Source organism: Stenotrophomonas sp. YJH_SMC_17 (assembly GCF_059371655.1).
In genome coordinates this window covers 71,774-94,047 of the sequence record NZ_JCAFUU010000007.1, presented here as the reverse complement: position 1 = coordinate 94,047, position 22,274 = coordinate 71,774, and the positions used below count along the sequence as shown (strand labels likewise).

Annotated in this window: 19 protein-coding genes and 2 pseudogenes; 12 read left to right on the top strand and 9 right to left on the bottom strand. The window is 67.6% G+C overall.

Going from position 1 to position 22,274, the window contains the following annotated elements:
- Positions 1-24 precede the first annotated feature (24 nt).
- Positions 25-1,056 carry a metal-dependent hydrolase gene (locus AC5P8Z_RS16875; RefSeq protein ID WP_495229562.1) on the top strand — a complete coding sequence of 344 codons (1,032 nt, stop codon included), beginning with the start codon at positions 25-27 and terminating at the stop codon, positions 1,054-1,056.
- 48 nt (positions 1,057-1,104) lie between these two features.
- Here the strand turns inward: AC5P8Z_RS16875 and AC5P8Z_RS16870 are convergent, their stop codons facing one another.
- From AC5P8Z_RS16870 to AC5P8Z_RS16850, 5 genes and pseudogenes are all read right to left on the bottom strand, one after another.
- On the bottom strand, positions 1,105-1,932 hold the full coding sequence (locus AC5P8Z_RS16870) for a class I SAM-dependent methyltransferase (RefSeq protein ID WP_005415318.1): 828 nt from the start codon (positions 1,930-1,932) through the stop codon (positions 1,105-1,107).
- 59 nt (positions 1,933-1,991) lie between these two features.
- Positions 1,992-2,987, bottom strand: a complete 996-nt coding sequence (gene dusB / locus AC5P8Z_RS16865) for a tRNA dihydrouridine synthase DusB (protein WP_286070981.1) — start codon at positions 2,985-2,987, stop codon at positions 1,992-1,994.
- Between the two features lie 302 nt (positions 2,988-3,289).
- Positions 3,290-3,721, bottom strand: a pseudogene (locus AC5P8Z_RS16860) (hypothetical protein).
- 151 nt (positions 3,722-3,872) lie between these two features.
- Entirely contained in the window at positions 3,873-4,838 is a 966-nt protein-coding gene (locus AC5P8Z_RS16855) for a ribokinase (RefSeq protein ID WP_495229561.1), read from the bottom strand.
- A gap of 25 nt (positions 4,839-4,863) precedes the next feature.
- A complete protein-coding gene (locus AC5P8Z_RS16850) occupies positions 4,864-6,162 on the bottom strand; it encodes a NupC/NupG family nucleoside CNT transporter (RefSeq protein ID WP_286070984.1) in 1,299 nt (432 codons plus the stop codon).
- Positions 6,163-6,355: 193 nt separating this feature from the next.
- On the opposite strand from AC5P8Z_RS16850, the gene AC5P8Z_RS16845 reads away from it, so the two are divergent.
- From AC5P8Z_RS16845 to AC5P8Z_RS16825, 5 genes are all read left to right on the top strand, one after another.
- Entirely contained in the window at positions 6,356-7,327 is a 972-nt protein-coding gene (locus AC5P8Z_RS16845; protein WP_286070985.1) for an aldo/keto reductase, read from the top strand.
- A gap of 288 nt (positions 7,328-7,615) precedes the next feature.
- Positions 7,616-7,810, top strand: a complete 195-nt coding sequence (hemP, locus tag AC5P8Z_RS16840; protein WP_005412278.1) for a hemin uptake protein HemP — start codon at positions 7,616-7,618, stop codon at positions 7,808-7,810.
- 153 nt (positions 7,811-7,963) lie between these two features.
- Positions 7,964-10,156, top strand: coding sequence for a TonB-dependent hemoglobin/transferrin/lactoferrin family receptor (locus AC5P8Z_RS16835; RefSeq protein ID WP_495229560.1), 2,193 nt, complete (start codon positions 7,964-7,966; stop codon positions 10,154-10,156).
- A gap of 4 nt (positions 10,157-10,160) precedes the next feature.
- Positions 10,161-10,760 (top strand): Hemin transport protein, encoded by a 600-nt coding sequence (locus AC5P8Z_RS16830; protein WP_495229559.1) that lies wholly within the window; start codon positions 10,161-10,163, stop codon positions 10,758-10,760.
- Positions 10,761-10,833: 73 nt separating this feature from the next.
- Complete coding sequence (locus tag AC5P8Z_RS16825) at positions 10,834-11,769, top strand: DUF6607 family protein (RefSeq protein ID WP_495229558.1); 936 nt, start codon at positions 10,834-10,836, stop codon at positions 11,767-11,769.
- 107 nt (positions 11,770-11,876) lie between these two features.
- On the opposite strand, the pseudogene AC5P8Z_RS16820 reads toward AC5P8Z_RS16825, so the two are convergent.
- The 3 genes and pseudogenes from AC5P8Z_RS16820 to AC5P8Z_RS16810 form a co-directional block, all read right to left on the bottom strand.
- Positions 11,877-11,957: pseudogene (locus AC5P8Z_RS16820) on the bottom strand (DMT family protein); the annotation flags it as partial.
- A 75-nt stretch (positions 11,958-12,032) separates the two neighbouring features.
- Positions 12,033-14,546 carry an ABC transporter permease gene (locus tag AC5P8Z_RS16815; RefSeq protein WP_495229557.1) on the bottom strand — a complete coding sequence of 838 codons (2,514 nt, stop codon included), beginning with the start codon at positions 14,544-14,546 and terminating at the stop codon, positions 12,033-12,035.
- Positions 14,543-15,190: an ABC transporter ATP-binding protein gene (locus AC5P8Z_RS16810; RefSeq protein WP_295569315.1), complete on the bottom strand. Its 648-nt coding sequence runs from the start codon at positions 15,188-15,190 to the stop codon at positions 14,543-14,545. Before AC5P8Z_RS16810 ends, AC5P8Z_RS16815 begins: the two co-directional genes overlap by 4 nt.
- A 75-nt stretch (positions 15,191-15,265) precedes the next feature.
- Here AC5P8Z_RS16810 and AC5P8Z_RS16805 point away from each other — a divergent pair, with 75 nt between their 5' ends.
- From AC5P8Z_RS16805 to AC5P8Z_RS16795, 3 genes are all read left to right on the top strand, one after another.
- A complete protein-coding gene (locus AC5P8Z_RS16805) occupies positions 15,266-15,910 on the top strand; it encodes an arylesterase (protein ID WP_286070990.1) in 645 nt (214 codons plus the stop codon).
- An 87-nt stretch (positions 15,911-15,997) separates the two neighbouring features.
- Positions 15,998-16,711: a response regulator transcription factor gene (locus AC5P8Z_RS16800; RefSeq protein WP_002811889.1), complete on the top strand. Its 714-nt coding sequence runs from the start codon at positions 15,998-16,000 to the stop codon at positions 16,709-16,711.
- Positions 16,712-16,867: 156 nt separating this feature from the next.
- On the top strand, positions 16,868-18,139 hold the full coding sequence (locus tag AC5P8Z_RS16795) for a sensor histidine kinase (RefSeq protein WP_054171040.1): 1,272 nt from the start codon (positions 16,868-16,870) through the stop codon (positions 18,137-18,139).
- Between the two features lie 135 nt (positions 18,140-18,274).
- On the opposite strand, the gene AC5P8Z_RS16790 is transcribed toward AC5P8Z_RS16795, so the two are convergent.
- On the bottom strand, positions 18,275-18,976 hold the full coding sequence (locus AC5P8Z_RS16790) for an SGNH/GDSL hydrolase family protein (RefSeq protein ID WP_295569312.1): 702 nt from the start codon (positions 18,974-18,976) through the stop codon (positions 18,275-18,277).
- Between the two features lie 212 nt (positions 18,977-19,188).
- Here AC5P8Z_RS16790 and AC5P8Z_RS16785 point away from each other — a divergent pair, with 212 nt between their 5' ends.
- The 3 genes from AC5P8Z_RS16785 to AC5P8Z_RS16775 all read left to right on the top strand — a co-directional run bounded on the left by AC5P8Z_RS16785 (position 19,189) and on the right by AC5P8Z_RS16775 (position 21,794).
- Positions 19,189-19,584 carry a diacylglycerol kinase gene (locus tag AC5P8Z_RS16785; RefSeq protein WP_049406112.1) on the top strand — a complete coding sequence of 132 codons (396 nt, stop codon included), beginning with the start codon at positions 19,189-19,191 and terminating at the stop codon, positions 19,582-19,584.
- Between the two features lie 33 nt (positions 19,585-19,617).
- Entirely contained in the window at positions 19,618-20,367 is a 750-nt protein-coding gene (locus AC5P8Z_RS16780) for a TerC family protein (RefSeq protein ID WP_005408127.1), read from the top strand.
- Between the two features lie 266 nt (positions 20,368-20,633).
- A complete protein-coding gene (locus AC5P8Z_RS16775) occupies positions 20,634-21,794 on the top strand; it encodes an MFS transporter (RefSeq protein WP_495229556.1) in 1,161 nt (386 codons plus the stop codon).
- Positions 21,795-22,274: the final 480 nt, after the last annotated feature.

Here is a 22,274-nt window from a genome sequence, read left to right as displayed (position 1 = left end):
CCCGCAAGCCGCTAGCATCTGCCGATGGATTCCCTGACCCAGATCGTACTCGGCGGCGCCGTCGCCGCTGCCATCGCTCCGCCCGGCCATCGCCGTGCGGCCCTGCTGGCCGGTGCCGCGCTCGGCACCCTGCCGGACCTCGACGCGCTGTGGCTCGGCCTCACCGCTGCCGACCCGGTGGCCAACATGACCGAACACCGCAGCTTCAGCCATTCGTTGCTGGTGCTGCCCTGGGTGGCGGCGCTGATCTGGTGGTTGTTCAAGCGCTTCGGCAACGGCCGCGTCGCGCAGTCACCGGTGCGCTGGTTCTGGGCGATCCAGCTGGCGCTGGTGACCCATCCCTTGCTGGATGCGTTCACCGTCTACGGTACCCAGTTGTGGTGGCCGCTGCAGCCCCACCCAACCATGGGCTCCAGCGTCTTCATCATCGACCCCGGCTACACGGTGTGGCTGCTGCTGGGCTGCGTGCTCGCCTGGTTCGGTCGTGCGCGGCCCTGGGCGGGCAAGGTGCTGGGCACGGCGTTGGTGCTCAGCAGTGGCTACCTCGGCTGGGGCCTGATCGCCAAGGCGCAGGTCGACCGTGCCGCCCAGCAGAGCCTGGCGGCGATGGGCCTGGGTGACGCGCCGCGCTTCTCGGTGCCGATGCCGTTCAATACGCTGCTGTGGCGGGTGGTGGCGATGACGCCCAATGGCTACGTGGTGGGTGATCGCTCACTGGCGGCCGACCATGGGCCGATGCGGTTCGAAGGCCATCCGTCCAACGTACAGGCGCTGCGCGAGGCGCAGGCGATTCCGGCGGTGCAGCAGCTTCAGTGGTTCAACCGCGGTTTCATGCGTGCACAGGTCGTGGACGGCCAGCTGGTACTGAGCGATCTGCGCATGGGCCTGGAACCGGACTACACCTTCAACTTCGTGGTGGCCGAGCAGGCGGACGGGCAATGGCGGGCGATCGTGCCCGAGCAGACACGGGCGGACTACAGCAGCCCGGCCGCGCGAGCCGATGCCGGTCGCCGGTTGTCGGCGATGTGGCAGCGCATCTGGCATGCACCCGAGTAGATCCACGCGATGCGTGGATGACGGGAACATCGGCAGCGCCGCGTCGGCTCAATACACCGTCGCGCGGCCCTGCACGAACGAGTAGAAGAACACCGCGTTCGGGTCGTTCTGCACCAGCCGGAATTCGCGGCGCATGCCTTCCACGGTCTCCTCGTCCACCGAACCGGCCTGCAGCAGCTGGTCGGCGGCCGAGAGCAGCAGCTGCTCCCAGAATGCGATCATGGTCTTGCGGCGTGCCGGTTCGCGGTTGTCCAGGTGGATGGTCTTGATCTCGGTGTGCACGTCGCGAAAGCCGCCGGCCAGCAGCAGGTTGCCCAGCTTGGCGCCGACGAACGGGTCGCCACCGTGGTCGTACTGGAAATCATTGAAGGCCATCCAGTAGCGCCAGATATGCGGCGAATACGGGTCAAGCAGGAACGAGGCATTCATCACCTCGGTGATGTAGACCGGTGAACCCGGAGCCAGCACGCGGCGGACTTCACTCAACACGCGTGCCGGTGACGGAACGTGTTCCAGCACCCAGCACAGGAAGGCCGAATCGAAGCTGCGGGCCTCGAACGGCAGTTCGCCGGCATCGGCCTGCTGCAGGGTGTAACGATCGCTGCACCACGGGGTGCGCGCCAGGTTCTCGCGCGCGGTGGCCAGCTGGGTCTCGCTCAGGTCCACGCCGGTCACGTGCAGTTCCGGGAAGCGGCGCAGCAGGATCTCGGTCTGCGCACCCACGCCGCTGCCGACTTCCAGCAGGCGCCGGGCGCCGCTGTAGTCGATCTGGCCGAAGATGCTCGACTCCAGCAGGCGCGCTTGGGTCATCAGGCGCTGCTGCTCGGTGCCGGAGAACCCGTGCAGGTAAGTCGGGGAGGAAATCGGCGGGGTCATGGGGCGGGCTCTCGTAGCGTCGAGCGGGCTCGACTGTCCGGAAACGCGGGATTGGCGGCTCAGGCGGCCGAAGACAGCGCCGGTTCCGCGGCAATCAGGCGGTCGAAGTACTCGGTGGTCAGCGCGATCTGGCTCTGCGGGTCCTCCGCGCGGTTGACCACCGCGCGGAAGGCGGCGTTCTCCGGTCGATCCTTGGCATACCAGCCCAGGTGCTTGCGCGCGATGCGCACGCCCTGCGGTTCGCCATAGAACGCATGCAGTGCGTGCAGGTGGCCAAGCAGGATGTCGCGCACTTCGGCCAGCGACGGTGGCGGCAGTTCCTGGCCGGTGGCCAGGTAATGCGCCACTTCGCGGAAGATCCACGGCCGGCCCTGTGCGGAACGGCCGATCATCACCGCGTCCACGCCGGTTTCCTTCAGAACGTGGGCCGCCTTCTGCGGCGAATCGATATCGCCGTTGGCGATGACCGGAATGCGCAGCGCGGCCTTGATCTCGCCGATGGTGCCGTACTCGGCCTGGCCGGTGTAGTGCTGGTCGCGGGTGCGGCCATGTACCGCCAGCGCCGCGATGCCGCTGTCCTCGGCGATGCGCGCGATCAGCGGGCCATTGCGATGGTCGCAGTCCCAGCCGGTGCGGATCTTCAGCGTGACCGGAACGTCCACCGCGTTGACCACCGCTTCGAGGATGCGTGCCACCAGCTGCTCGTCGCGCATCAGCGCCGAACCGGCCCAGGCGTTGCACACCTTCTTGGCCGGGCAGCCCATGTTGATGTCGATGATCTGCGCGCCGTGGTCGACGTTGTAGCGCGCCGCCTCGGCCAGCTGCTGCGGTTCGGTGCCGGCGATCTGCACGCTGATCGGCGCCGGCTCGCCCTCATGGTCCATGCGGTGGATCGACTTGCGCGTGTTCCAGAAGCGCGGGTCGCTGATGGTCATTTCCGAGGCAGCCAAGCCCGCGCCCAGCCGTTTGCACAGCAGGCGGAAGGGCTTGTCGGTAACGCCGGCCATGGGCGCCAGCACGACGTTGGGGGCAATGGTGTACGGGCCGATCTGCATGCGCTCATTGTAAAGCGCGGACGACGGAGCGGCCGTGTCCACGCGGACCCGGTTCAGGCCGATCGGCACCGACCTCATGCCGTACCGGCATCAGCAGATGCTTGACGGTTGCTTCCACCGCCCCCACGGGCGGGTGATGGTAGGCGGCTTGGTGAAGGCCGATGCCGCCGGACTGGGGACGCGGCGAGAGGGGGTAGAGTCGACTGCCAGTCGACTATCGCGCGAAGCGCGGGGTTTCCACGACCTGGCCGGAAAGCCGTCGGCTACCCGTCGACTCTACCCGGTCGCCCCGCCTCCGCCGGCTAGCCCAGCGTTTCCCACGCCTGGCGGGCGCCCAGCGCAAAGGCCAGGCCCAGACCCAGGCAGACCAGCGAACTGGCCATCCAGAAGCGCGCGCCGTTGTATCCCGGGCGGAACAACGCCAGGCCGAATCCCGACGCGGCACGCAGCAACAGCAGCGCGGCGATGCCAGGCAGCACCAGGCGGCTGGCCGGCAGCGGCGAGTGCCAGCCGGCGGCCGCCAGTGCGTACAAGGCCCAGGCCACCAACATGGCGGTGATGCCGGCCGTCATCAGCGGGGGCCACCAGTGCCCCGCGTGCGCCAGCCGGACCATGCGCTGGCCAGCGCCGAAACGCTAATACCAGGGTGCGCCCAAAGCAATGCAGCCAATGTGCAGCAGCGCCGCGAGGGCACTGCCGGCGGCCGCGACCAGCAGCCAAGGGAATCCGTCCACGTCCTGTCCGTGCAAGGAAGCTGCGCGGATGGTGGGCGCGGGAGCAGGGTGTGGGCAATGCGACAGGCGGTCGCAGCCGCTGGGAAATGGGCAAAAATAAAGGCCCGGGTGCCAGCGCACCCGGCCCTTCTCATCCACGCATGGCGTGGATCTACTTCACTTCGGAGTCGGCCGGGGTGAAACGCGGCATCGCCGCAGCGGCGCCTTCCTTCTCGGTCGAGCGACCGGCGAACTGGTTGGCAAAGCGTACGTGGCGGGCGAACGGGGCGTCGGCCACCTGCGCCAGCGACGCGGCCAGCGCACCGTTGAAGGCGTCACCGGCACCGGTGGTGTCGATGGCCTGCACCTGCTCGGCGCCGACGCGGTAGTACGGCTGGGTATCGCCGCGCAGGTTCTCGTCGGCATGCGAGACGAACACGCCCACCGAACCCAGGGTCACCACCACCGTGCCGTTGCCGACCAGCTTGCGGCACAGCGCATGCAGGCTGGCGCCATCCAGCGCGGCCACGTCGTTGGCATCCACGCGCTCACCCACATGACGGCCGAGCAGGGCGGCGAACTCGGTTTCATTCGGGGTGATCACATCGGCCAGCTTGAGCAGGCCGATGGTCGAGGGCGCGTCGGCCGGTGCGGTGTTGAGCACGGTGGTCACACCGGCCTCGCGGGCCGTGGCCAGCGCCGCTTCAATGGTCTGCACCGGTGATTCCAGCTGCACCAGCACTACCTTGGCGCCGGTCAGCAATGCCTGCTGCTGTTGCAGGAAGTCGGTGCTGAGCGCGGCGTTGGCGCCCGGGCCGATCACGATGGTGTTGCGGCCGCGCGCGTCCACATAGATGCCGGCGGTGCCGGTCGGCTCGCTGCTGGCTTCGGCCATCAGGCCGAAGCCGTCCTGAGCGGCCAGTTCGCGTGCGGTGGCGCCGCCGGCGTCATCGCCCAGCGCGCACACGAAGTGCGTCTCGGCGCCAGCGCGGCAGGCGGCCACGGCCTGGTTGAAGCCCTTGCCACCCGGGCCGGTGCTGTAGCGGCCGGCAATGGTCGCACCCGGTGCCGGCAGTGACTCGCACCGCCACACGTGATCGACATTGAAGGAACCGACGACAACGACACTGCTGCTCATAGGGAATCTTTTCTCAACCAAGGGTTCAACTGAAGTGCGTCAGCACGCCGGCGATGGTCGCCGTCATGAAGGTGGCAATGGTACCGCCCAGCACCGCGCGCAGGCCGAACTTGGCCAGGTCGTGGCGACGTTCCGGGGCCAGGCCACCGATGCCGCCGATCTGGATCGCGATCGAGCTGAAGTTGGCGAAGCCGCACAGCGCGTAGGTGGCGATCAGGCGGCCTTCATCGGACAGGCTGACGCCCGCCACCTGGCCGTTCACGATCTGCGACAGCTCGGTGTAGGCCACGAATTCGTTGATCACGACCTTCTGGCCGATCAGCGAACCGACGGTGGTGGCATCGGCCCACGGGGTGCCGATCACCCAGGCGATCGGGGCCAGCACGTAACCGAAGATGGTCGACAGGTTGGTCGGCTTGCCGATCATCGCGGCCAGGCCGGTAACATCACCGATCCAGGTCAGCGGGGCGTTCAGCAGCGCAATCAGGGCGATGAAGGCCAGCAGCATCGCGCCGATGTTCAGCGCCAGCTTCAGGCCGTCACCGGCGCCGGCGGCAGCCGCGTCGATGATGTTGCTGGAGGTCTTCTCCACTTCCATCTTTACCGTGCCGCGGGTGAGCGGGGTGCCGGTTTCCGGAATCAGCAGCTTGGCCACGACCAGGGTGGCCGGCGCGGCCATGATGCTGGCTGCCAGCAGGTGCTTGGCGTAGAACGCCTGCTGCACCGGGTCGCCGCCGCCGAGCATGCCCACGTAGGCCGCCAGCACGCCGCCGGCGATGTGCGCCATGCCGCCGATCATCATGGTCAGCAGTTCGGACTGGGTCATCTTGGCGATGTACGGGCGCACGGTCAGCGGCGCCTCGGTCTGGCCGATGAAGACGCTGGCGCAGACACTGGTGGTTTCCGCACCGGACACGCGCATCACCTTGGTGATCGCCCACGCCATCACGCGCACGATCGCCTGCATGATGTTGAGGTGGTACATCACGCCCATCAGCGCCGAGAAGAAGATGATGGTCGGCAGCACCTGGAAGGCGAAGATGAAGCCGTAGTTCTTGGTGTCCATCAGCGAGCCGAAGATGAACCCCGAGCCCTCGTTGACGAAGCTCAGCACCTTGACGAAACCGTGGCCCAGCGCGTCGAACACGTCGCGCCCGCCCGGCACCAGGATCACCAGCGCCGCAAAGGCGATCTGCAGGGTGATACCAGTGGCAACCAGCTTCCAGTCCACCGCGCGCTTGTTGTTGGAAAACAACCAGGTGATGCCGATCAGCACCGCCAACCCGAACAGGCCGAAGCCGATCCTGCCCAAACCTTCGACCATGTGAGTGACTCCCCTGGGGCGTCGCGAAAAACGGGAAGCCTAGTGCAGGGCCGGGGCCGGGGCAAGGAAAAGCAGCGTGCGCGCACCCATCGGTACCGATCGGGCCAGCAACGGCAAGGGCTTGCGGCCGGTGACGGCAGGTAGAATGAGGATCGATCCCGGCCCGGATGCGGGCCCGCAGCAGGAGATTCGCATGCAATACCGTCGCCTCGGCTCCACCGGCCTGCCGATTTCCGCCCTGTCCTTTGGCGCCTGGGTGACCTTCGGTGACCAGATTCCGCGTGACGAGGCCCGCAACCTGGTGGCCGCCGCCTGGGATCATGGCGTCAACTTCTTCGACAATGCCGAGGGCTACGCCAACGGCCGCGCCGAACAGGTGATGGGCGACGTGATCAGCGACCTGCGCCTGCCGCGCGACGGCTTCTGCGTGTCCAGCAAGGTGTTCTTCGGCAGCGCCAAGGACCCGCGACCGACCCAGCGCGGGCTGTCGCGCAAGCACGTGACCGACGCCTGCCATGCCGCGCTCAAGCGCCTCCAGGTGGACTACCTGGACCTCTATTACTGCCATCGCCCGGACCCGGACGCACCAATCGCCGAGACCGTGCATGCGATGGATACGCTGGTGCGCCAGGGCAAGATCCTTTACTGGGGTACCTCCGAATGGTCGGTGGCGCAGATCCAGCAGGCGCTGGACATCGCTGAAGTGCACAACCTGCAGGGACCGTCGATGGAGCAGCCGCAGTACAACCTGCTGCACCGCGAGCGGGTGGAGGTCGAGTATGCGCCGCTGTACGCCCGCGCCGGCCTGGGCACCACCATCTTCTCGCCGCTGGCCTCGGGCCTGTTGACCGGCAAGTATGACCAGGGCATTCCGGCTGATGCACGACTTGGGCGCGAGGGCATGGGCTGGCTGCAGGACCTGGTCCTGGGTGCCGACGCCGAGACCCGCCTGGGCCAGGTGCGCCGTTTCAGCGAGGCGGCGCGCGCGCTGGGCCAGGCCCCGGCCACGCTGGCCATCGCCTGGTGCCTGCGCAACCCGAATGTATCCAGCGTGATCCTCGGCGCCAGCCGGGTCAGCCAGCTGCTGCAGAACCTGCAGGCGCTGGACGTGCTGGAGCAGGTTGACGCAGCCGGCTGGGCCGAGGTCGAAGCCGTCTTCGCCTGACAGCCCTTTGTAGAGTCCAGCCACGCTCGACTTCAGGTTGACCGGGACTTTGTAGAGTCGAGCCATGCTCGACTCCGCGCGCAGCGCGGGCGTTTCCTGGCGACGGCGCCAAGAGCAGTCGAGCGTGGCTCGACGCTACAAAGGTGCCGCGCCCAAATTTTGATTGATGGCAGCTATCGAATTTCATAATTCGATCATTAATCCCGTCAATGAAAGTGAGAATGGTTGTTGATTGTCAACTGAGAATCATTATCATTTGACTCGTCCCTCGCACGAGTCCAGATGCTCATGAATGCTCAACCTGTACTGCTGCGCCCCGAAACGCTGACCCTTCGCGATCGCCCGGTCCGTGTCGTTCCGCCGGAAGAGGTCATCGACAGCGAAGCCCTGCTCAAGGGCCGTCGTGAAATCCTGATCCAGCACGGCGACCGCTTCTATCGCCTGCGGCACACCAGCAACGACAAGCTGATCCTGACCAAGTAATCGCGGTCTGGTCGCCCGCCTCCCTCCCTCCTGCCGGCTGCGCCGGCAGGGTGGGCGCCCCGTCCGCTCCTGCTCTCTCCCCCTCGGCCTACCGCGTGCACCTTCCGGGTGTGCCGGTAACCGGGGGTTCCCCTGCCTGACCGAACGAACCCGATGACCCGCCATACCGCCCTTTGCCTTGCTGTCTGGATGGCCCTGCCGCTGTCCGCCCACGCCGCTGCCGCTGCCAGCGCCGCGCCCGATGCACGCGAGTTTGATCGCGTGCAGGTCACTGCCACGCGCACCGAACGTGCGGTGAGCGACGTGGCCGCAACGGTCGATGTGATCGATCGCGAGCAGATGGAACGGCACCTGGTACAGGACATCAAGGACCTGCTGCGCTATGAGCCGGGCCTGTCGGTGAACCGCAGCGCCGCGCGCTTCGGCCTGGGCAGCATCCGCATCCGTGGCCTGGACGGCAACCGCGTGCGCGTGCAGACCGACGGCATCGCGATGCCGACCAGCTTCAACATCGGTTCGTTCTCCAATGCCAACCGCAACTTCACCGATCTGGACACGCTCAAGCGTGTGGAGATCGTGCGTGGCCCGGCCAGCTCGCTGTATGGCTCGGACGCACTGGGCGGTGTCGTCGCCTTCGTCACCAAGGATCCGGCCGACTACCTGAAGGACGGCAAGGACAGCTACGTCGGCCTGAAGTTCGGCTACGACGGCGAATGGAAGGGCCTGCTCGGCGGTGTCACCACCGCGTTCGGCGGCGAACACTGGAGCGGCATGGTCAACATCAACCACCGCCAGGGCCAGGAAACCGACAACAAGGGTGACGTGCGCAGCAACGACAACACCCGCACCGCCCCCAACCCGCAGGACCGCGACGGTCGCAGCGGCCTGGCCAAGCTGGTCTATGCGCCGAGCGAGGACCAGCGTTTCCGCCTGACCGTGGAAGGCAACGAAGACAAGACCGAGACCAACGTGCTGTCTTCGATCGACCACACCACCACCACCGGCATGAAGGCGCGCGACAAGCAGAACCGCACCCGCGTGTCGTTCGCGCATGAAATGGATGCGCTGGACAAGGCCTTCGCCGACAGCCTGCACTGGCAGGTCTACACCCAGCACAGCGAAACCACCCAGGTTACCGACGAGGACCGCGCCAACCGCAGCCGTCGCCACCGCGAGTTCAATTTCGACCAGCGCGTGTACGGCCTGCAGGCACAGTTCAACAAGGCCTTCAGCACCGGCAGCGTCGAGCACGCGCTGACCTATGGCTTCGAGGGTGCGCGCACCGAGATCCGCCAGAAGCGCGATGGTTTCCAGGTCCTGGCCAACGGCCAGACCAGCACCACCATCCTGCCCGACGCGTTCCCGGTCCGCGATTTCCCGATCAGCAAGACCACCGAGCTTGGCCTGTACGCACAGGATGAAATGCGCATGGCCGGCGGCAAGCTGTCGCTGGTGCCGGGCGTGCGCGTGGACCGCTACGAGCTGAAGCCGGAGGTGGACAGCATCTTTGCCGAGGACAATCCTGGTGTGCCGGTGGCCAAGCTGACCAAGACCAGCGTTTCGCCGAAGCTCGGCATGGTCTATCGCTTCACCGACGAATGGTCGCTGTTTGCCGGCTATTCGCATGGCTTCCGCTCGCCGCCGTACAACGACGTCAACCTGGGCTTCACCAACTTCGCCTTCGGTTACACCGCCATTCCCAATCCGGACCTGAAGCCGGAAACCAGTGATGGCATGGAGCTGGGCCTGCGCTTCCTGTCGCCGGCCGCCTACGTCAGCGTCAGCGGCTACTACAACGAGTACAAGGACTTCATCGAGTCGCAGTCGCTGGTGGGTACCAACGCACAGGGCCTGATGGTGTTCCAGTCGCGCAACATCGCCGACGCACGCATCTACGGAGCCGAACTGAAGGCCGGCGTCGACTTCGGCCAGATCAGCCCGGCGCTGCAGGGCTGGGCGCTGCGCAGTGCGGTGGCCTGGTCGCGCGGCGACAACAAGACCGAGGACACCCCGCTGGATTCGGTTGATCCCCTGCGTGGCACCGTCGGCCTGATGTACGACACCGATACCTGGGGCGTGGAACTGGCCGGCACGTTCGTCAAGCGCAAGGACCGCGTCGCTTCGGCCACGGTGTACCGCCCGGCCGGCTACGGTGTGGCCGACCTGATGGCGCACTGGAACTTCGCCCCCGGTGCGACCTTCAACGTAGGCGTGTTCAACCTGGGCGACAAACGCTACATCGATTGGTCCAACGTGGGTTCGACGCTGTCGCCGACCAGCCGCGTGCTGGATCGCTACACCAGCCCGGGCCGTACCTTCTCCGCCAGCCTTGCCGTTTCCTGGTGACCTCATGAGCCGAGCACTGTCCGCACGCAGGAATGACTCCATCGCCGCGCCACATCGCGCGGTCTGGCCGACCCCGGCACAGCTGGCCACGCTTGGCACCGTGTTGTGTCTCTACCACGCCGACGGCAACGAGCTTGGCGGCTGGCGACAGGCGGTGCGCGTGCATGCCTGCCAGGGCGTGGACAGCGAGGGGCTGCGCGAAAGCCTGTGCTTCCTCGATGGCCGTGGCCGCTGCGTGTGGCGCCTGTACCTGCTGCCGGACAGCGATTTCCTGGCCTGGGACCGGCTGGTGGCCTCGCTGGCGCCGGGCCCGCAGCACGACAGCGACGGCAGCGTCGGTGAACGCCTGTGGCGACGCCTGGCCGGTCACCTCGGCGGCCAGCGCTGGCGCCTGTGCGCGCTGCGCCTGCACGCCGCCGACGATGGCCGCACCCTGGCCGCCAGCCTGTCGACGCTGTCGTCGCTGGGCGCGGTCACCGCACGCCGCATCGCCCGCCTGGAAGGCGCCGAGGGCGAGCTGGCCATCGATGACTGCTGCTGTGCCGACGCAGCGCGCCGGCCGGCCCCCCGGATTCCAGGCGACCTGCCGCTGATCCGACTCTGATCCTGTCCTGATGGAACGCCCATTGGCCACGGATGGCCCCTCAATGAATCTGCAACCCCGAAGGAAGACCCCGATGAAGCTCCAGACAGCCTGCGCCTTGCTGCTGCTCGCCGCCAGCGGCGCGGCCAGCGCGCAGCCCTCCGACATCGCCCGCGACCACGACAGCATCCTGGCCATGCAGGGCGAGTACACCGTGGATTTCGCCTTCGACGAAACCGTGCTGCTGAAGCCGGGCTATGAGCGTGCGCCGGCGATGCGCAGCGGTGGCAACGAAGTGGTCATCGTGGTCGAGGACACCCCCAGGCGCATCGTGCTGCAGCACCTGCTGCTGGACGAGAAGAGCGGCCACATCACCAAGCACTGGCGCCAGGACTGGGTGTACGAAGCGCCCAACCGTTTCGAATTCAGTGCCGACCAGACCTGGCAGGTGCGCAGCATTCCGGCGGCGGTGAACCAGGGCGCCTGGACCCAGTGCGTGTATGAAGTGAGCGATGCACCGCGCTACTGCGGCACCGGCAGATGGACCTACACCAACAACGTGCCGAGCTGGACCAGCGACCTGAGCTGGCGTCCGCTGCCGCGTCGTGAGTACACCAAGCGCAGCGACTACAACGCGCTGGCTGTGGTCAACCGCCACACCCTGACCCCGAACGGCTGGACCCACGAGCAGTTCAACACCAAGGTGCAGCGCAATGCCGACGGCAGCCAGGCGGAGATCGCCCGCGAGTTCGGCTTCAACGACTACGTGAAGACCACCGAGATCGACTTCACCCCGGCGCGCAACTACTGGAAGGCGACCGCCGGGTACTGGGCCAAGGTGCGCCAGCGCTGGGACGGGTTCCTCGGCCAGGCTCCGGGCGTGCACCTGAAGACCAAGATCGATGGCATGGCGATGATCATTCCGCTGTTCACCCAGGCCGAAGAGATCCAGGCCGGCAAGAAGGTGAAGGACACGCAGATCGACGAAGTGTTCGCCAAGTACGTGGAAAAGGCACCGAAGGAAGGTTGATCGGCACGTCCAGGTGCCGGTCGTGGCCGGCACCTCATCCACGCATCGGGTGGATCTGCCGGGTAACCCCCAGTAGATCCACGCCATGCGTGGATGCTTTCATTCCTTGAACCCAGCCGGTTGCCCGGCACCTGCAGGCAGTATTCGAAGAAGGCGATGCCCCAGCTGACCAGGATCACCGTCATCAGCGCATCCGGGTGATCTCGTGGGATTGGGGCGCGCAGCACAGCGCTGGCGCCCCCCCGGGTGCGCCAGCGGCCGCGTCAGGCCTCGCGCAGGGCAAGGGCCGGCGAGGTGTGCAGGATGCGCCGCGTGCCCCACCAGCCGGCCAGCAGGCTCAATCCGATGCCGGCCACGCCGCCCAGCAGCAGTCCCGGCCAGGGTGGCAGCAACGGCAGCTCGAACACCTTCTGCGAGACCGCCACGCCGATGGCGGCGGCTGCACCCACCGCAAGCAACGCGGCCAGCGTGCCCAGTGCACCAAACTCAACCAGCACCGCACCGCGCAGCTGGCGACGGGTCGCGCCCAGCGTGCGCAGCACCGCGCTGTCGTAGCGGCGCTCGCCGGCCGTGGCCTGCAGCGCGGCCAGCAGCACCAGCACACCGGCCAGCAGGCTGAACACCATCACCAGCTGCACCACCTGCGCCACCCGCTCCATCACATCGCGCACCTGCGAGATCACCGCATCCACGTCCAGCAGCGACAGGTTCGGTTGCGCACGCACCAGCTCGCCCAGCCCGGCCGCCTTGCCGGCCGGCAGGTGGAATGCCGACAGTAGGTTGTGCGGGGTGTCGCCCACGGCATTCGGGTTCAACAGCACGAAGAAGTTGGGACGGAAGGTGTTCCAGTCCGCCTTGCGCACGCTGGTGACGGCGAATTCGCGCTCCTGCTCGCCCACCGCAATGGTGATGCGGTCGCCGGGGTACACGCCGTAGCGCTTGGCCCAGCCGATCTCCACCGAGGCTTCCGGTGCGGTGCTGTCGGCTTTCCAGAACGTGCCATTGACCAGCGTATTGGCCGGCGGGAACGTGCTGCGCCAGCTGAAATTCAGTGGCCGGTTCTCGTCATCGTCGTCGCGCTGGCCGCCCTGCGCCGGTTGCCCGTCCTGACCCGGCTCGCGGTCCACGCGCAGCGGCGGCTTGCCGTTGATCGCGATCAGGCGGCCGGTGGCCATCGGTTCGATGCTGGCGTCGTTGGCACCCAGCCCGCGCAGCGTTGCCAGCACACTGTCGCGCTGTTCGGGCTGGATGTTGATCAGGAAGTAGTTCGGCGTGTCCGCGGGCAGCCGCTCGCGCCACTGCTGCAGCAGGCCGGGGCCGGTCACAGCCAGCAGCAACAGCGCGCACAGCGACAGCGACAGCCCGACCAGCTGCATCACCGCCAGCAGGCGGCGCCGGGTCAGTGCGGCCAGGCCCAGTCGCCAGTTGCCATGCAGGCGATGCTGCAGGCCGCGCAGCAACTGCAGCAGCACGAAGCCGACCACCCCGGCCGCCACCGCCAGCGCGGCCAGACCACCCAGCACCCACAGCGCCAGCGTGAGGTCACCGGTGACCTGCACCGCCAGCAACAGGCTCGCCCCCAGCGCAGCCACATAGGCCAGCAGCGAGGCCGGCGGCAGGGAGGCGAAGGAACGGTTGAGCACGCGCATCGGCGGCACCCCGCGCAGGCGCAGCAGCGGTGGCAGGCCGAAGCCGAACAGCAGCAACAGACCGATGCCGGCACCGGTCAGCGCCGGCATCGCTTCCGGCAGCGGCAGGCGCTGCGGCACCAGGCTGCCCAGCACCTGCACCAGCCCTTCCTGCGCGGCCATGCCCAGGCCGATGCCAAGCGCGCAGGCCGGCACCGCCAGCATCAGCAACTGCAGTGCCAGGCCAAGCAGGATGTCGCGCTGGCGCGCACCGAGGCAGCGCAGGATCGCCACCTGGTCGATACGGCGCAGAGCGAAGCGGTTGGCCGCCAATGCGGTGGCCACGCCCGCCAGCAGCACCGCCAGCAGCGCGCTCAGGCCAAGGAAGCGCCCTGCCAGATCGAAGGCCTGGCGCACGCCGCGCTGGGTGTCATCGACGCTCAGCAGGCGCAGGCCCTTCACTTGTGGCAGCAGCCACTCACGCAGGGACGCGACCTGCGCGGGCGGTCCTGCAAACATCAGCCGGTAGTTGATGCGGCTGCCGGGGCCAAGCAGTCCCGTGCCTTCCACATCGGCGCGGTTGACCAGCAGGGTGGGGGACAGCGTCAGCAGGTCGCCGCCGGTATCCGGTTCGGCCTCGATGATGCCGGCGATGCGCAGCGTGCCAGCGCCGAACTCGAGATCATCACCGGCCTTCAGTCCCAGCCCCTGCAGCAGGCGCGGGTCGGCATAGGCCTGGCCCTTGGGGGGCATGCCGGCGTTGGCGATCAGGGCACCCCCGGGCGTGGCGCGCACCCGCAGCGTGCCGCGCAGCGGGTAGCCGGCCTGCACCGCCTTGATGCTGGCCATCTGGCTGGCCTCGCCATGGAACAGCACGCTGCCGAAGCTGGCGATGCGGGTGTGGGCCAGTCCACGGCGTTGCGCTTCCTCTGCGAATGCCTGGGACGGATCATCGCGCCCGGCAATGCCGAGGTCGCCGCCGAGCATCTCCGCCGCGCTACCGGTCAGCGCCAGGTTGACCCGGTTCACCAGAGTGCCGACTGCGGTCATCACCGCCACGCCCAGTACCAGCGCAGCGAACACGGTCAGCAGGTCGCCGGCCAGGGCCTCGCGGCGCAACGCGCGCCACGCGTGCCGCAGCACGTTCATGCCTGGGCCCCGCGCTCGACCGGCAGCAGGCGGCCGTCGTCGATGCGGTGGATGTACTGGCAGCGCTGGGCCAGGCGCAGGTCGTGGGTGACCAGCACCAGGGTGGTGCCGCTGCCGGCGTTCAACTCGAACAACAGGTCGCTGATGTGCTGGCCGGTGGCATGGTCCAGCGAGCCGGTCGGTTCGTCGGCAAACAGGATGCGTGGGCGGGTGACGAAGGCACGCGCCAGTGCCACGCGTTGCTGTTCACCGCCGGACAACTGGCGCGGGTAGTGGCGGGCGCGGTGGGACAGGCCGACCTGGGCCAGCACCTCTTCGACCCGTACGCGGTCCTCGCGCCCGGCCAGTTCCAGCGGCAGCGCCACGTTCTCGGCGGCGGTCAGCGCGGGCAGCAGGTGGAAGCTCTGGAACACGAAGCCGACCTCGCGCGCGCGCAGCTGGGCGCGTGTTTCCTCGTCAAGGTTTCCCAGATCGTGCCCGGCCAGGCTGATGCGGCCGCGGCTGGGCAGGTCCAGCCCAGCCAGCAGGCCGAGCAGGGTGGTCTTGCCGGAACCGGAGGCGCCGACGATGGCCACGCTGGTGCCTTCATGGACGGTCAGGGTGATGTTGTCCAGTATGTGGACTTCACCCTCCGGGCCCTGCATGGACTTGCCGACCTGGTCGACGGCGATGGCGACGGGCGCGCTGCGGGGGGACAGGCTGTCGATGAGGAGACTCCAATGCGCAAGACGGGATGGAGCCGGCAAGCCGGCGCGATGATGGTGCTGCTGCTAGCGTTGCTGCTGCTGCCGGGGCTGGCCTGTGCCAAAGGTCCGGCCGGTACCGTGCTGGTGCTCGGCGACAGCCTCAGTGCTGCCCACAATATCCCCGCCGACGCCGGCTGGGTCAGCCTGCTGCAGCAGCGGGTCAGGCAGCAGTCGAAAACCCCACCGCGTATCGTCAACGCCAGCATGAGCGGCGAGACCACCGCTGGCGCGCTGACGCGACTGCCAGGGTTGCTGGCGAAAGAGAAGCCGACGGTGGTGGTGATCGCGCTGGGGGGCAACGACGCGCTGCGTGGACTGACCCCGGCCCAGGTGCAGGGCAACCTGGAGAAAATGGTGCAGGCCAGCCAGAAGGCCGGCGCAAAGGTGCTGTTGCTGGGCATCGACGTGCCGCCCAACTACGGGCCGGCCTACCGGCAGCGCCTGGCGGCGGCCTACAGGGCGCTGGCCACGCAGTACAAGGTGCCGCTTCTGCCGTTCCTGCTGGAGGGCGTGGCCCTGCAGCCGGGCATGATGCAGGCCGATGGCCTGCACCCCACGGCACAGGCGCAGCCGAAGGTGCTGGACAACGTCTGGCCGCTGCTCAGGCCGCTGCTCTGAACCGTTTGATTTCCTCTTGACGGAACTTCACATCGCGTCCACCGTCGATCCGGCATGTTTCACAAAGCTGAAGTTAGAGGGAATCACATGCGTCAGACGAAGGAGACCTCCGGCTTGGTGCTGGTGGTCGAAGACAACCGCAACATCTCCGAGATGATCGGGGAATACCTGGAAGGTCGCGGCTTTGAAGTCGACTATGCACAGGACGGCCTGGATGGCTACCGCCTTGCGGCGGAGAACAGCTATGACGTCGTGGTGCTCGATCTCATGTTGCCGCGCCTGGATGGCATCGAAGTGTGCCGTCGCCTGCGCAATGATGCGCGCAAGTCCACCCCGGTGCTGATGCTCACGGCCCGCGACACGCTGGACGACAAGCTCACCGGCCTGGGGTTCGGTGCCGATGACTACCTGACCAAGCCGTTCGCGATCCAGGAGCTGGAAGCCCGCCTGCGCGCGCTGATCCGTCGCGAACGTCGCCAGGTCGGTTCGGAAGTGCTGAAGGTGGCCGATCTGGTGCTCGACCCGGTCAGCATGCGTGCCACCCGTGCCGGCACCGAGCTGCAGCTTTCGCCGATCGGTCTGCGCCTGCTGACCATCCTGATGCGCGAATCGCCGCGCGTGGTCACCCGTCAGGAGATCGAGCGCGAGATCTGGGGCAATGGCCTGCCGGATTCGGACACGCTGCGCAGCCACCTGTACAACCTGCGCAAGATCATCGACAAGCCGTTCGACCGTCCGCTGCTGCATACCGTGCAGAGCGCCGGCTACCGCATTGCCGACATTGCCCAGCCGATGGCCTGAGCAGGGCACGCGCCGGTGAAGCAGCAGGCCCGGCTGGGTGGTGGCCATGTACGAGGGCAGGGCATGACCGGCCGGCATTGTCGCCGGTCATCGCCCATGCACCCGCACGGCGTGGCGCGCTGCCTATAATCGCAGCGCTCTGACCGGGACCCCGCAATGCCGCACGGCCTGCCGCGCAAGATCCGTATCGCCTTCATCCTGCAGGCAGTGCTGGCCAGCCTGGGCATCCTGCTGGGTGCGTGGCTGGTGTCGCTGGTGATCAAGCACAGCCTGGTGGGCGCTGCCCTGCGCGAAGAGGCGGCGTACTACTGGACGCTGCACGAAGCGTCGCCGGTGCAGCCACCCCCCAACACCCAGAACATCCGCGGCTATCTGCTGGAAAGCGGGCAGTCGGCCCTGTCGTTGCCGGCCAACCTGCGCAATCTGGAACCCGGCTTCCACGAGCTGCCCAAGGACGACCAGCTGGTGTTGGTCGACGTGCGCCCGGCCGGTCGCCTGTACCTGGTGTTCCTGCGCTCGCGCGCGGAGATGCTGGCGTTCTGGTTCGGCATCGTGCCGGTGCTGCTGACCCTGCTGGCGGTGTATGGCGCCAGCTGGGTGACCTACCGCGCGTCCAAACGCTTGGTGTCGCCGGTGAACTGGCTGGCACGGCGCGTCTCGCGCTGGGACCCGGGCCACCCGGAAGCGGCCGACCTGGAGCCGAACAAGTTGCCCGCCGACATGCAGGGTGAGACCCGGCAGCTGGCGGCCGCGCTGCATTCGCTGGCCAACCGGGTCAGTGCGCACGTCGCCCGCGAGCGCAATTTCACCCGCGATGCCAGCCACGAACTGCGTACGCCGCTGACCGTCATCCGCGTGGCCAGCGACATGGCACTGGGCGATGAAACCCTGCAGCCGCGCCTGCGCCGCAGCCTGCAGCGCATCCAGCGGGCTGGCCGCGACATGGAAGCGGTGATCGATGCGTTCCTGATCCTGGCCCGTGAGGCCGACGTCGAGCCGCAGATCGAGCTGTTCGACGTCAACGACATCGTCCGCTATGAAGTGGACAACGCCAACGAACTGCTGGGGTCCCGGCCGGTGTCGGTGCACCTGCACAGCGATGGCCCGGTGCAGCTGCATGCGCCGCCGCGGGTGCTGCAGGTGGTGGTCAGCAACCTGGTGCGCAACGCCTGCAGCTACACTGACGAAGGGCGCATCGACGTGCAGGTGCACAACGATCGGGTAGTGGTGCGCGATACCGGCATCGGCATGTCCGCCGAAGCGCTGTCGCGCGCGTTCGAGCCCTTCTACCGCGCTGAACCCAGCCGCCCGCAGGGCACCGGCCTGGGCCTGTCGATCGTGCGCCGGCTGTGCGACCGCTTCGGCTGGAAGGTCAGCCTGGCCAGCGAGCCGGGGCAGGGTACCGAAGCGACGGTCATCTTCCGCTGACGCGGCGGCCTGCCGGGGTCGGATCCCGTTGCTGCGCAACCGGCTCTGACCCCCTCCCGCTGGAATCCCGGTAGATCCACGCCATGCGTGGGTGGTGTGCGGTGGCGCCGGGCCAGGCCCGGCGTCCGCAGTGCCTCAGTTGCAGTTGACCTTTGGCGCCACTGCTCTGGTCCAGATCGCATAGCCGGCCGGGGTCATGTGCAGCATGTCCTCGCGGAACAGCTTCGCATCCGGCTGGCCGTCGGCACCCAGCATCGGCGTGTAGATATCGATGAAGCCGGTATTGGGCAGCTTGGCCAGGGCAGCCTTGATCAGCGTGTTGGCCTCGTTGATCGCCGGCAGCAGGTGGGCACGCGACGGGCTCGGCTTGATCGACAGGTACTCCACCGTGGTCTTCGGCAGATCGCGGTGCACGCGCTGCACGAAGGCAACCACGTCGTCGCGCACCTGGGTCGCGCTGCGGCCGCTGTTGAGGTCGTTGTCACCGGCGTAGAAGAACACCTTGCATGGCGCATACGGCACTACGATGCGGTCGGCGTACCAGGTGCTGTCGCGTACTTCCGAACCGCCGAAGCCACGATTGAACACCGGCTGGCCGGGGAAGTCGGTGGCCAGGCTCTCCCAGAAGCGGATCGAGGAGCTGCCGATGAATTCGATGCCACCGCGCGGCGGCGGGTTGGCCTGGTCGGCGCTGGCGAAGCGGGCCATGTCGCCCGCCCAGGCCACGTTGGAGACCTGTTCGGGCACCTTGGGCGACGTGGCCGGGCCCAGGGCCTGGGCCAGCGGTGCGGCGGTCAGCAGGCCCAGCATCAGCAGGCAGGTACGGCGACGGGACATCAGGCGCTCCAGCAGGGAAGGGGGAACCATCATAGGAGCAGGACGCGGCGTGGCGCTTTCCCCGGGCAGGCCGTTCGCCGCAGCGGCCGGGGGTATGGTCGGCGGCCTTGTGGCAAAATGGCGGCCATCTGCCTATTCCTGTGCACCCATGATTCCCTGCCGTGCGTCTGAGCGGTCGCTGCGCCGCGCCCCTGTTGCTGGATGTTCCACCCGTGGCTGACCAGTTCGGTCATCTGCCCCGCGGCCCGCGCCGCATCTTCCAGGCCGCTCGCTGGTCCTGGCAGGGCCTGCGCGCCGCCTGGCTGCACGAATCGTCGTTCCGGCTGGAGGTCTACCTGCTGATCCTGCTGACCCCGGTCGCGATCTGGCTGGGCCAGACCCCGGTCGAGCGCGCGCTGCTGATCGGCTCGATGCTGCTGGTGCTGGCGATGGAACTGGCCAACTCGGCCATCGAGGCGGTGATCGAGCGCTACGGCAGCGAGATCCACGAACTGGCCGGTCGCGCCAAGGACATGGGCTCGGCGGCGGTGTTCGTGCTGATGATGAACGTGCTGCTGTGCTGGGCGCTGGTCGTGGTTCCGCACGCGCTGGCCGGCAGCTACGGCTGAAACCCCATTCCCCCACTGCCTTGAAGAGTTTCCATGTCCTTTGAGTTCCTCGCCGACCCCAATGCCTGGGTGACCCTGTTCACCCTCAGCGCGCTGGAAATCGTGCTCGGCATCGACAACCTGGTGTTCATTTCCATCGCGGTCAGCAAGCTGCCGGAAGAACGCCGTCCGTTCGCGCGCAAGCTCGGCATCGCGGTGGCCTGCATCACCCGGATCGGCCTGCTGGTGTCGCTGGCCTACCTGGCGCACATGGCTGCCAACCTGTTCACCGTGGCCGGCATGGGCATCTCCATCCGCGACCTGGTGCTGATCGTTGGTGGCCTGTTCCTGATCATCAAGGGCTGCATGGAGATCAAGGAACTGATCAGCGGCGGCGAGGATGAAGATCCCAGCACCACCAAGGCTTCGGCCGTGTTCGGCTACGTGATCGCGCAGATCGCGGTGATCGACATCGTGTTCTCGCTGGACTCGGTGATCACCGCCGTCGGCATCGCCGACCACATCCCGGTGATGGTCGCCGCCATCCTGCTGTCGGTGCTGGTGATGCTGCTGGCCGCCAACCCGCTGGGCCGCTTCATCGACGCCAACCCGACCGTGAAGATGCTGGCCCTGGCCTTCATCCTGATGATCGGTGCGGTGCTGATCCTGGACGGCCTGGACGTGCACGTGCCCAAGCCCTACATCTACGCCGCGATGGGCTTCTCGGTGCTGGTGGAGTGGCTGAACCTGCTGATGCGCCGTCGCGCCCGCGAGCACAACGTGCCGGGCGCCGGCAACTGGTAAGTGCGTGACCCCGAACCCCCGGCCCTGCCGGGGGTTCTTCGTTGTGGATGCGAGGTCGTGTAGAGCCGAGCCCATGCTCGGCTGCTTCCTGCCGGTCAGCCGAGCATGGGCTCGGCTCACCGGCGCTGCGGTTTTTGCATCTGTGGCGGGGTTGCGGCCTCCACTTGTGAACCAGGATCAACAGTGTTTTCCCGGGGCGAGGCTTAATCGCCCGTGGCAAAGCGCGCAGGCTACGCACCTGCCCGTTTCCGCCCCCAGGAACCCCCATGAACTCCAGAGCCGCCCTGCTGGCCCTTGCCGTCGGTGCCTTCGCCATCGGCACCACTGAATTCGCCCCGATGGGCCTGCTGCCGGTCATCGCCGATGGCGTGGGTGTCGGCATCCCCACCGCCGGCATGTTGATCACCGCCTACGCCGTGGGCGTGATGCTGGGCGCGCCGGTGATGACCCTGCTGATGGGACGCTTCGGCAAGCGCACCGCGCTGATGCTGCTGATGTCGATCTTCGTGGTGGGCAACCTGTTGTCCGCGCTGGCACCGAACTACGGCCTGCTGCTGCTGTCACGGCTGGTCACCAGCCTCAACCACGGTGCCTTCTTCGGCATCGGCGCGGTGGTCGCCGCCAGCCTGGTGCCGAAGGACAAGCAAGCGGCGGCCGTCGCTACCATGTTCATGGGCCTGACCATCGCCAACATCGGCGGTGTGCCGCTGGCCACCTGGGTGGGCCAGCAGCTGGGCTGGCGCCTGTCGTTCGCCGGCACCGCGGTACTGGGCGTGGTGGCGATCACCGCGCTGGGCCTGGCGCTGCCGGCCTCGGCGCCGGATGCGCGTCCGGACGTGCGTCGCGAGATGCGGGCGATCCTGCAGCCGCAGGTGCTGCTGGCGATGGGCACCACCGTGCTCGGCGCGGGTGCGATGTTCACCTTGTACACGTACGTAGCGCCGGTGCTGACCGAACTGACCGGTGCCTCCAACGGCTTCATCTCGATGTCGCTGATGCTGATCGGTATCGGCTTCACCGTCGGCAACGGCATCGGCGGCCGCATGGCCGACTGGTCGCTGGATGGTGCCACCCGCATCCTGCTGTCGGCACTGGCTGTGCTGATGTTCGTGCTGCCGCTGGCCTTCATGAGTCACGCCACCGCGGCGGTGGGTGTGTTGCTGTTCGGTGCGGCGACGTTCGCCATCGTGCCGCCGCTGCAGATCCGGGTAATGCAGGCGGCCAGCGAGGCGCCGGGCCTGGCGTCGTCGATCAACGTGGGTGCGTTCAACCTGGGCAACGCGCTGGGTGCGGCGCTGGGCGGTGCGGTGATCAGCCTGGGCCTGGGCTATGCCGCCATTCCGGTGGCGGGTGGCCTGCTGGCGGCGGCGGGATTGCTGCTGGCATGGCTGGGGCGTCCCCGCACTGCGGTGGCTGAAGCCTGCTGAGAGGGGAGGGTTTCCGGCAGGGCTGCGCCCTGCACCCGCCGAGGCCACAGCCACAGCCACAGCGTGCATTCCGTGGGATGGCGGGGTGGGTCCGGTGGCGGGGGACGCCGTAAACCCTTCCATGGGGGCTTGGCCGCGGCATCCATGCCGCGGACACCCCCGCAACCGGACCCACCCCGCCTTCGACAGTTTCCTGCGCTCTGCCGCAATGACCGGGGTCGGATCCCGTTGCTGCGCAACGGGCTTTGACCCTGGTTCTGCTTTGGTAGGTGCCGGCCGTTGGTCGGCACGAATGCCTGGAGCATGGGATTTTGTTTTTGCTCTTGCTCTTGCTCTTGCTCTTGCTCTTTTTTGATCTTTCCCGCGGTGCCAGGAAACCGTCCATGGTCGGGAGGGTGGGTCGGCTGGGGGCGTGAGCGCCATGGGCCCGAGGCATGCCACGGGCGGGTTGGGCAGGATGCCCAACCCCGGTCTTGCCGT

Bases quoted from the DNA above. Each gene is read 5' to 3' on its own strand.
- AC5P8Z_RS16875 (WP_495229562.1), top strand. From the start codon at position 25: ATGGATTCCCTGACCCAGATCGTACTCGGCGGCGCCGTCGCCGCTGCC.
- AC5P8Z_RS16870 (WP_005415318.1), bottom strand. From the start codon at position 1,932: ATGACCCCGCCGATTTCCTCCCCGACTTACCTGCACGGGTTCTCCGGC.
- dusB (WP_286070981.1), bottom strand. From the start codon at position 2,987: ATGCAGATCGGCCCGTACACCATTGCCCCCAACGTCGTGCTGGCGCCC.
- AC5P8Z_RS16855 (WP_495229561.1), bottom strand. From the start codon at position 4,838: ATGAGCAGCAGTGTCGTTGTCGTCGGTTCCTTCAATGTCGATCACGTG.
- AC5P8Z_RS16850 (WP_286070984.1), bottom strand. From the start codon at position 6,162: ATGGTCGAAGGTTTGGGCAGGATCGGCTTCGGCCTGTTCGGGTTGGCG.
- AC5P8Z_RS16845 (WP_286070985.1), top strand. From the start codon at position 6,356: ATGCAATACCGTCGCCTCGGCTCCACCGGCCTGCCGATTTCCGCCCTG.
- hemP (WP_005412278.1), top strand. From the start codon at position 7,616: ATGAATGCTCAACCTGTACTGCTGCGCCCCGAAACGCTGACCCTTCGC.
- AC5P8Z_RS16835 (WP_495229560.1), top strand. From the start codon at position 7,964: ATGACCCGCCATACCGCCCTTTGCCTTGCTGTCTGGATGGCCCTGCCG.
- AC5P8Z_RS16830 (WP_495229559.1), top strand. From the start codon at position 10,161: ATGAGCCGAGCACTGTCCGCACGCAGGAATGACTCCATCGCCGCGCCA.
- AC5P8Z_RS16825 (WP_495229558.1), top strand. From the start codon at position 10,834: ATGAAGCTCCAGACAGCCTGCGCCTTGCTGCTGCTCGCCGCCAGCGGC.
- AC5P8Z_RS16815 (WP_495229557.1), bottom strand. From the start codon at position 14,546: ATGAACGTGCTGCGGCACGCGTGGCGCGCGTTGCGCCGCGAGGCCCTG.
- AC5P8Z_RS16810 (WP_295569315.1), bottom strand. From the start codon at position 15,190: ATGCAGGGCCCGGAGGGTGAAGTCCACATACTGGACAACATCACCCTG.
- AC5P8Z_RS16805 (WP_286070990.1), top strand. From the start codon at position 15,266: ATGCGCAAGACGGGATGGAGCCGGCAAGCCGGCGCGATGATGGTGCTG.
- AC5P8Z_RS16800 (WP_002811889.1), top strand. From the start codon at position 15,998: ATGCGTCAGACGAAGGAGACCTCCGGCTTGGTGCTGGTGGTCGAAGAC.
- AC5P8Z_RS16795 (WP_054171040.1), top strand. From the start codon at position 16,868: ATGCCGCACGGCCTGCCGCGCAAGATCCGTATCGCCTTCATCCTGCAG.
- AC5P8Z_RS16790 (WP_295569312.1), bottom strand. From the start codon at position 18,976: ATGTCCCGTCGCCGTACCTGCCTGCTGATGCTGGGCCTGCTGACCGCC.
- AC5P8Z_RS16780 (WP_005408127.1), top strand. From the start codon at position 19,618: ATGTCCTTTGAGTTCCTCGCCGACCCCAATGCCTGGGTGACCCTGTTC.
- AC5P8Z_RS16775 (WP_495229556.1), top strand. From the start codon at position 20,634: ATGAACTCCAGAGCCGCCCTGCTGGCCCTTGCCGTCGGTGCCTTCGCC.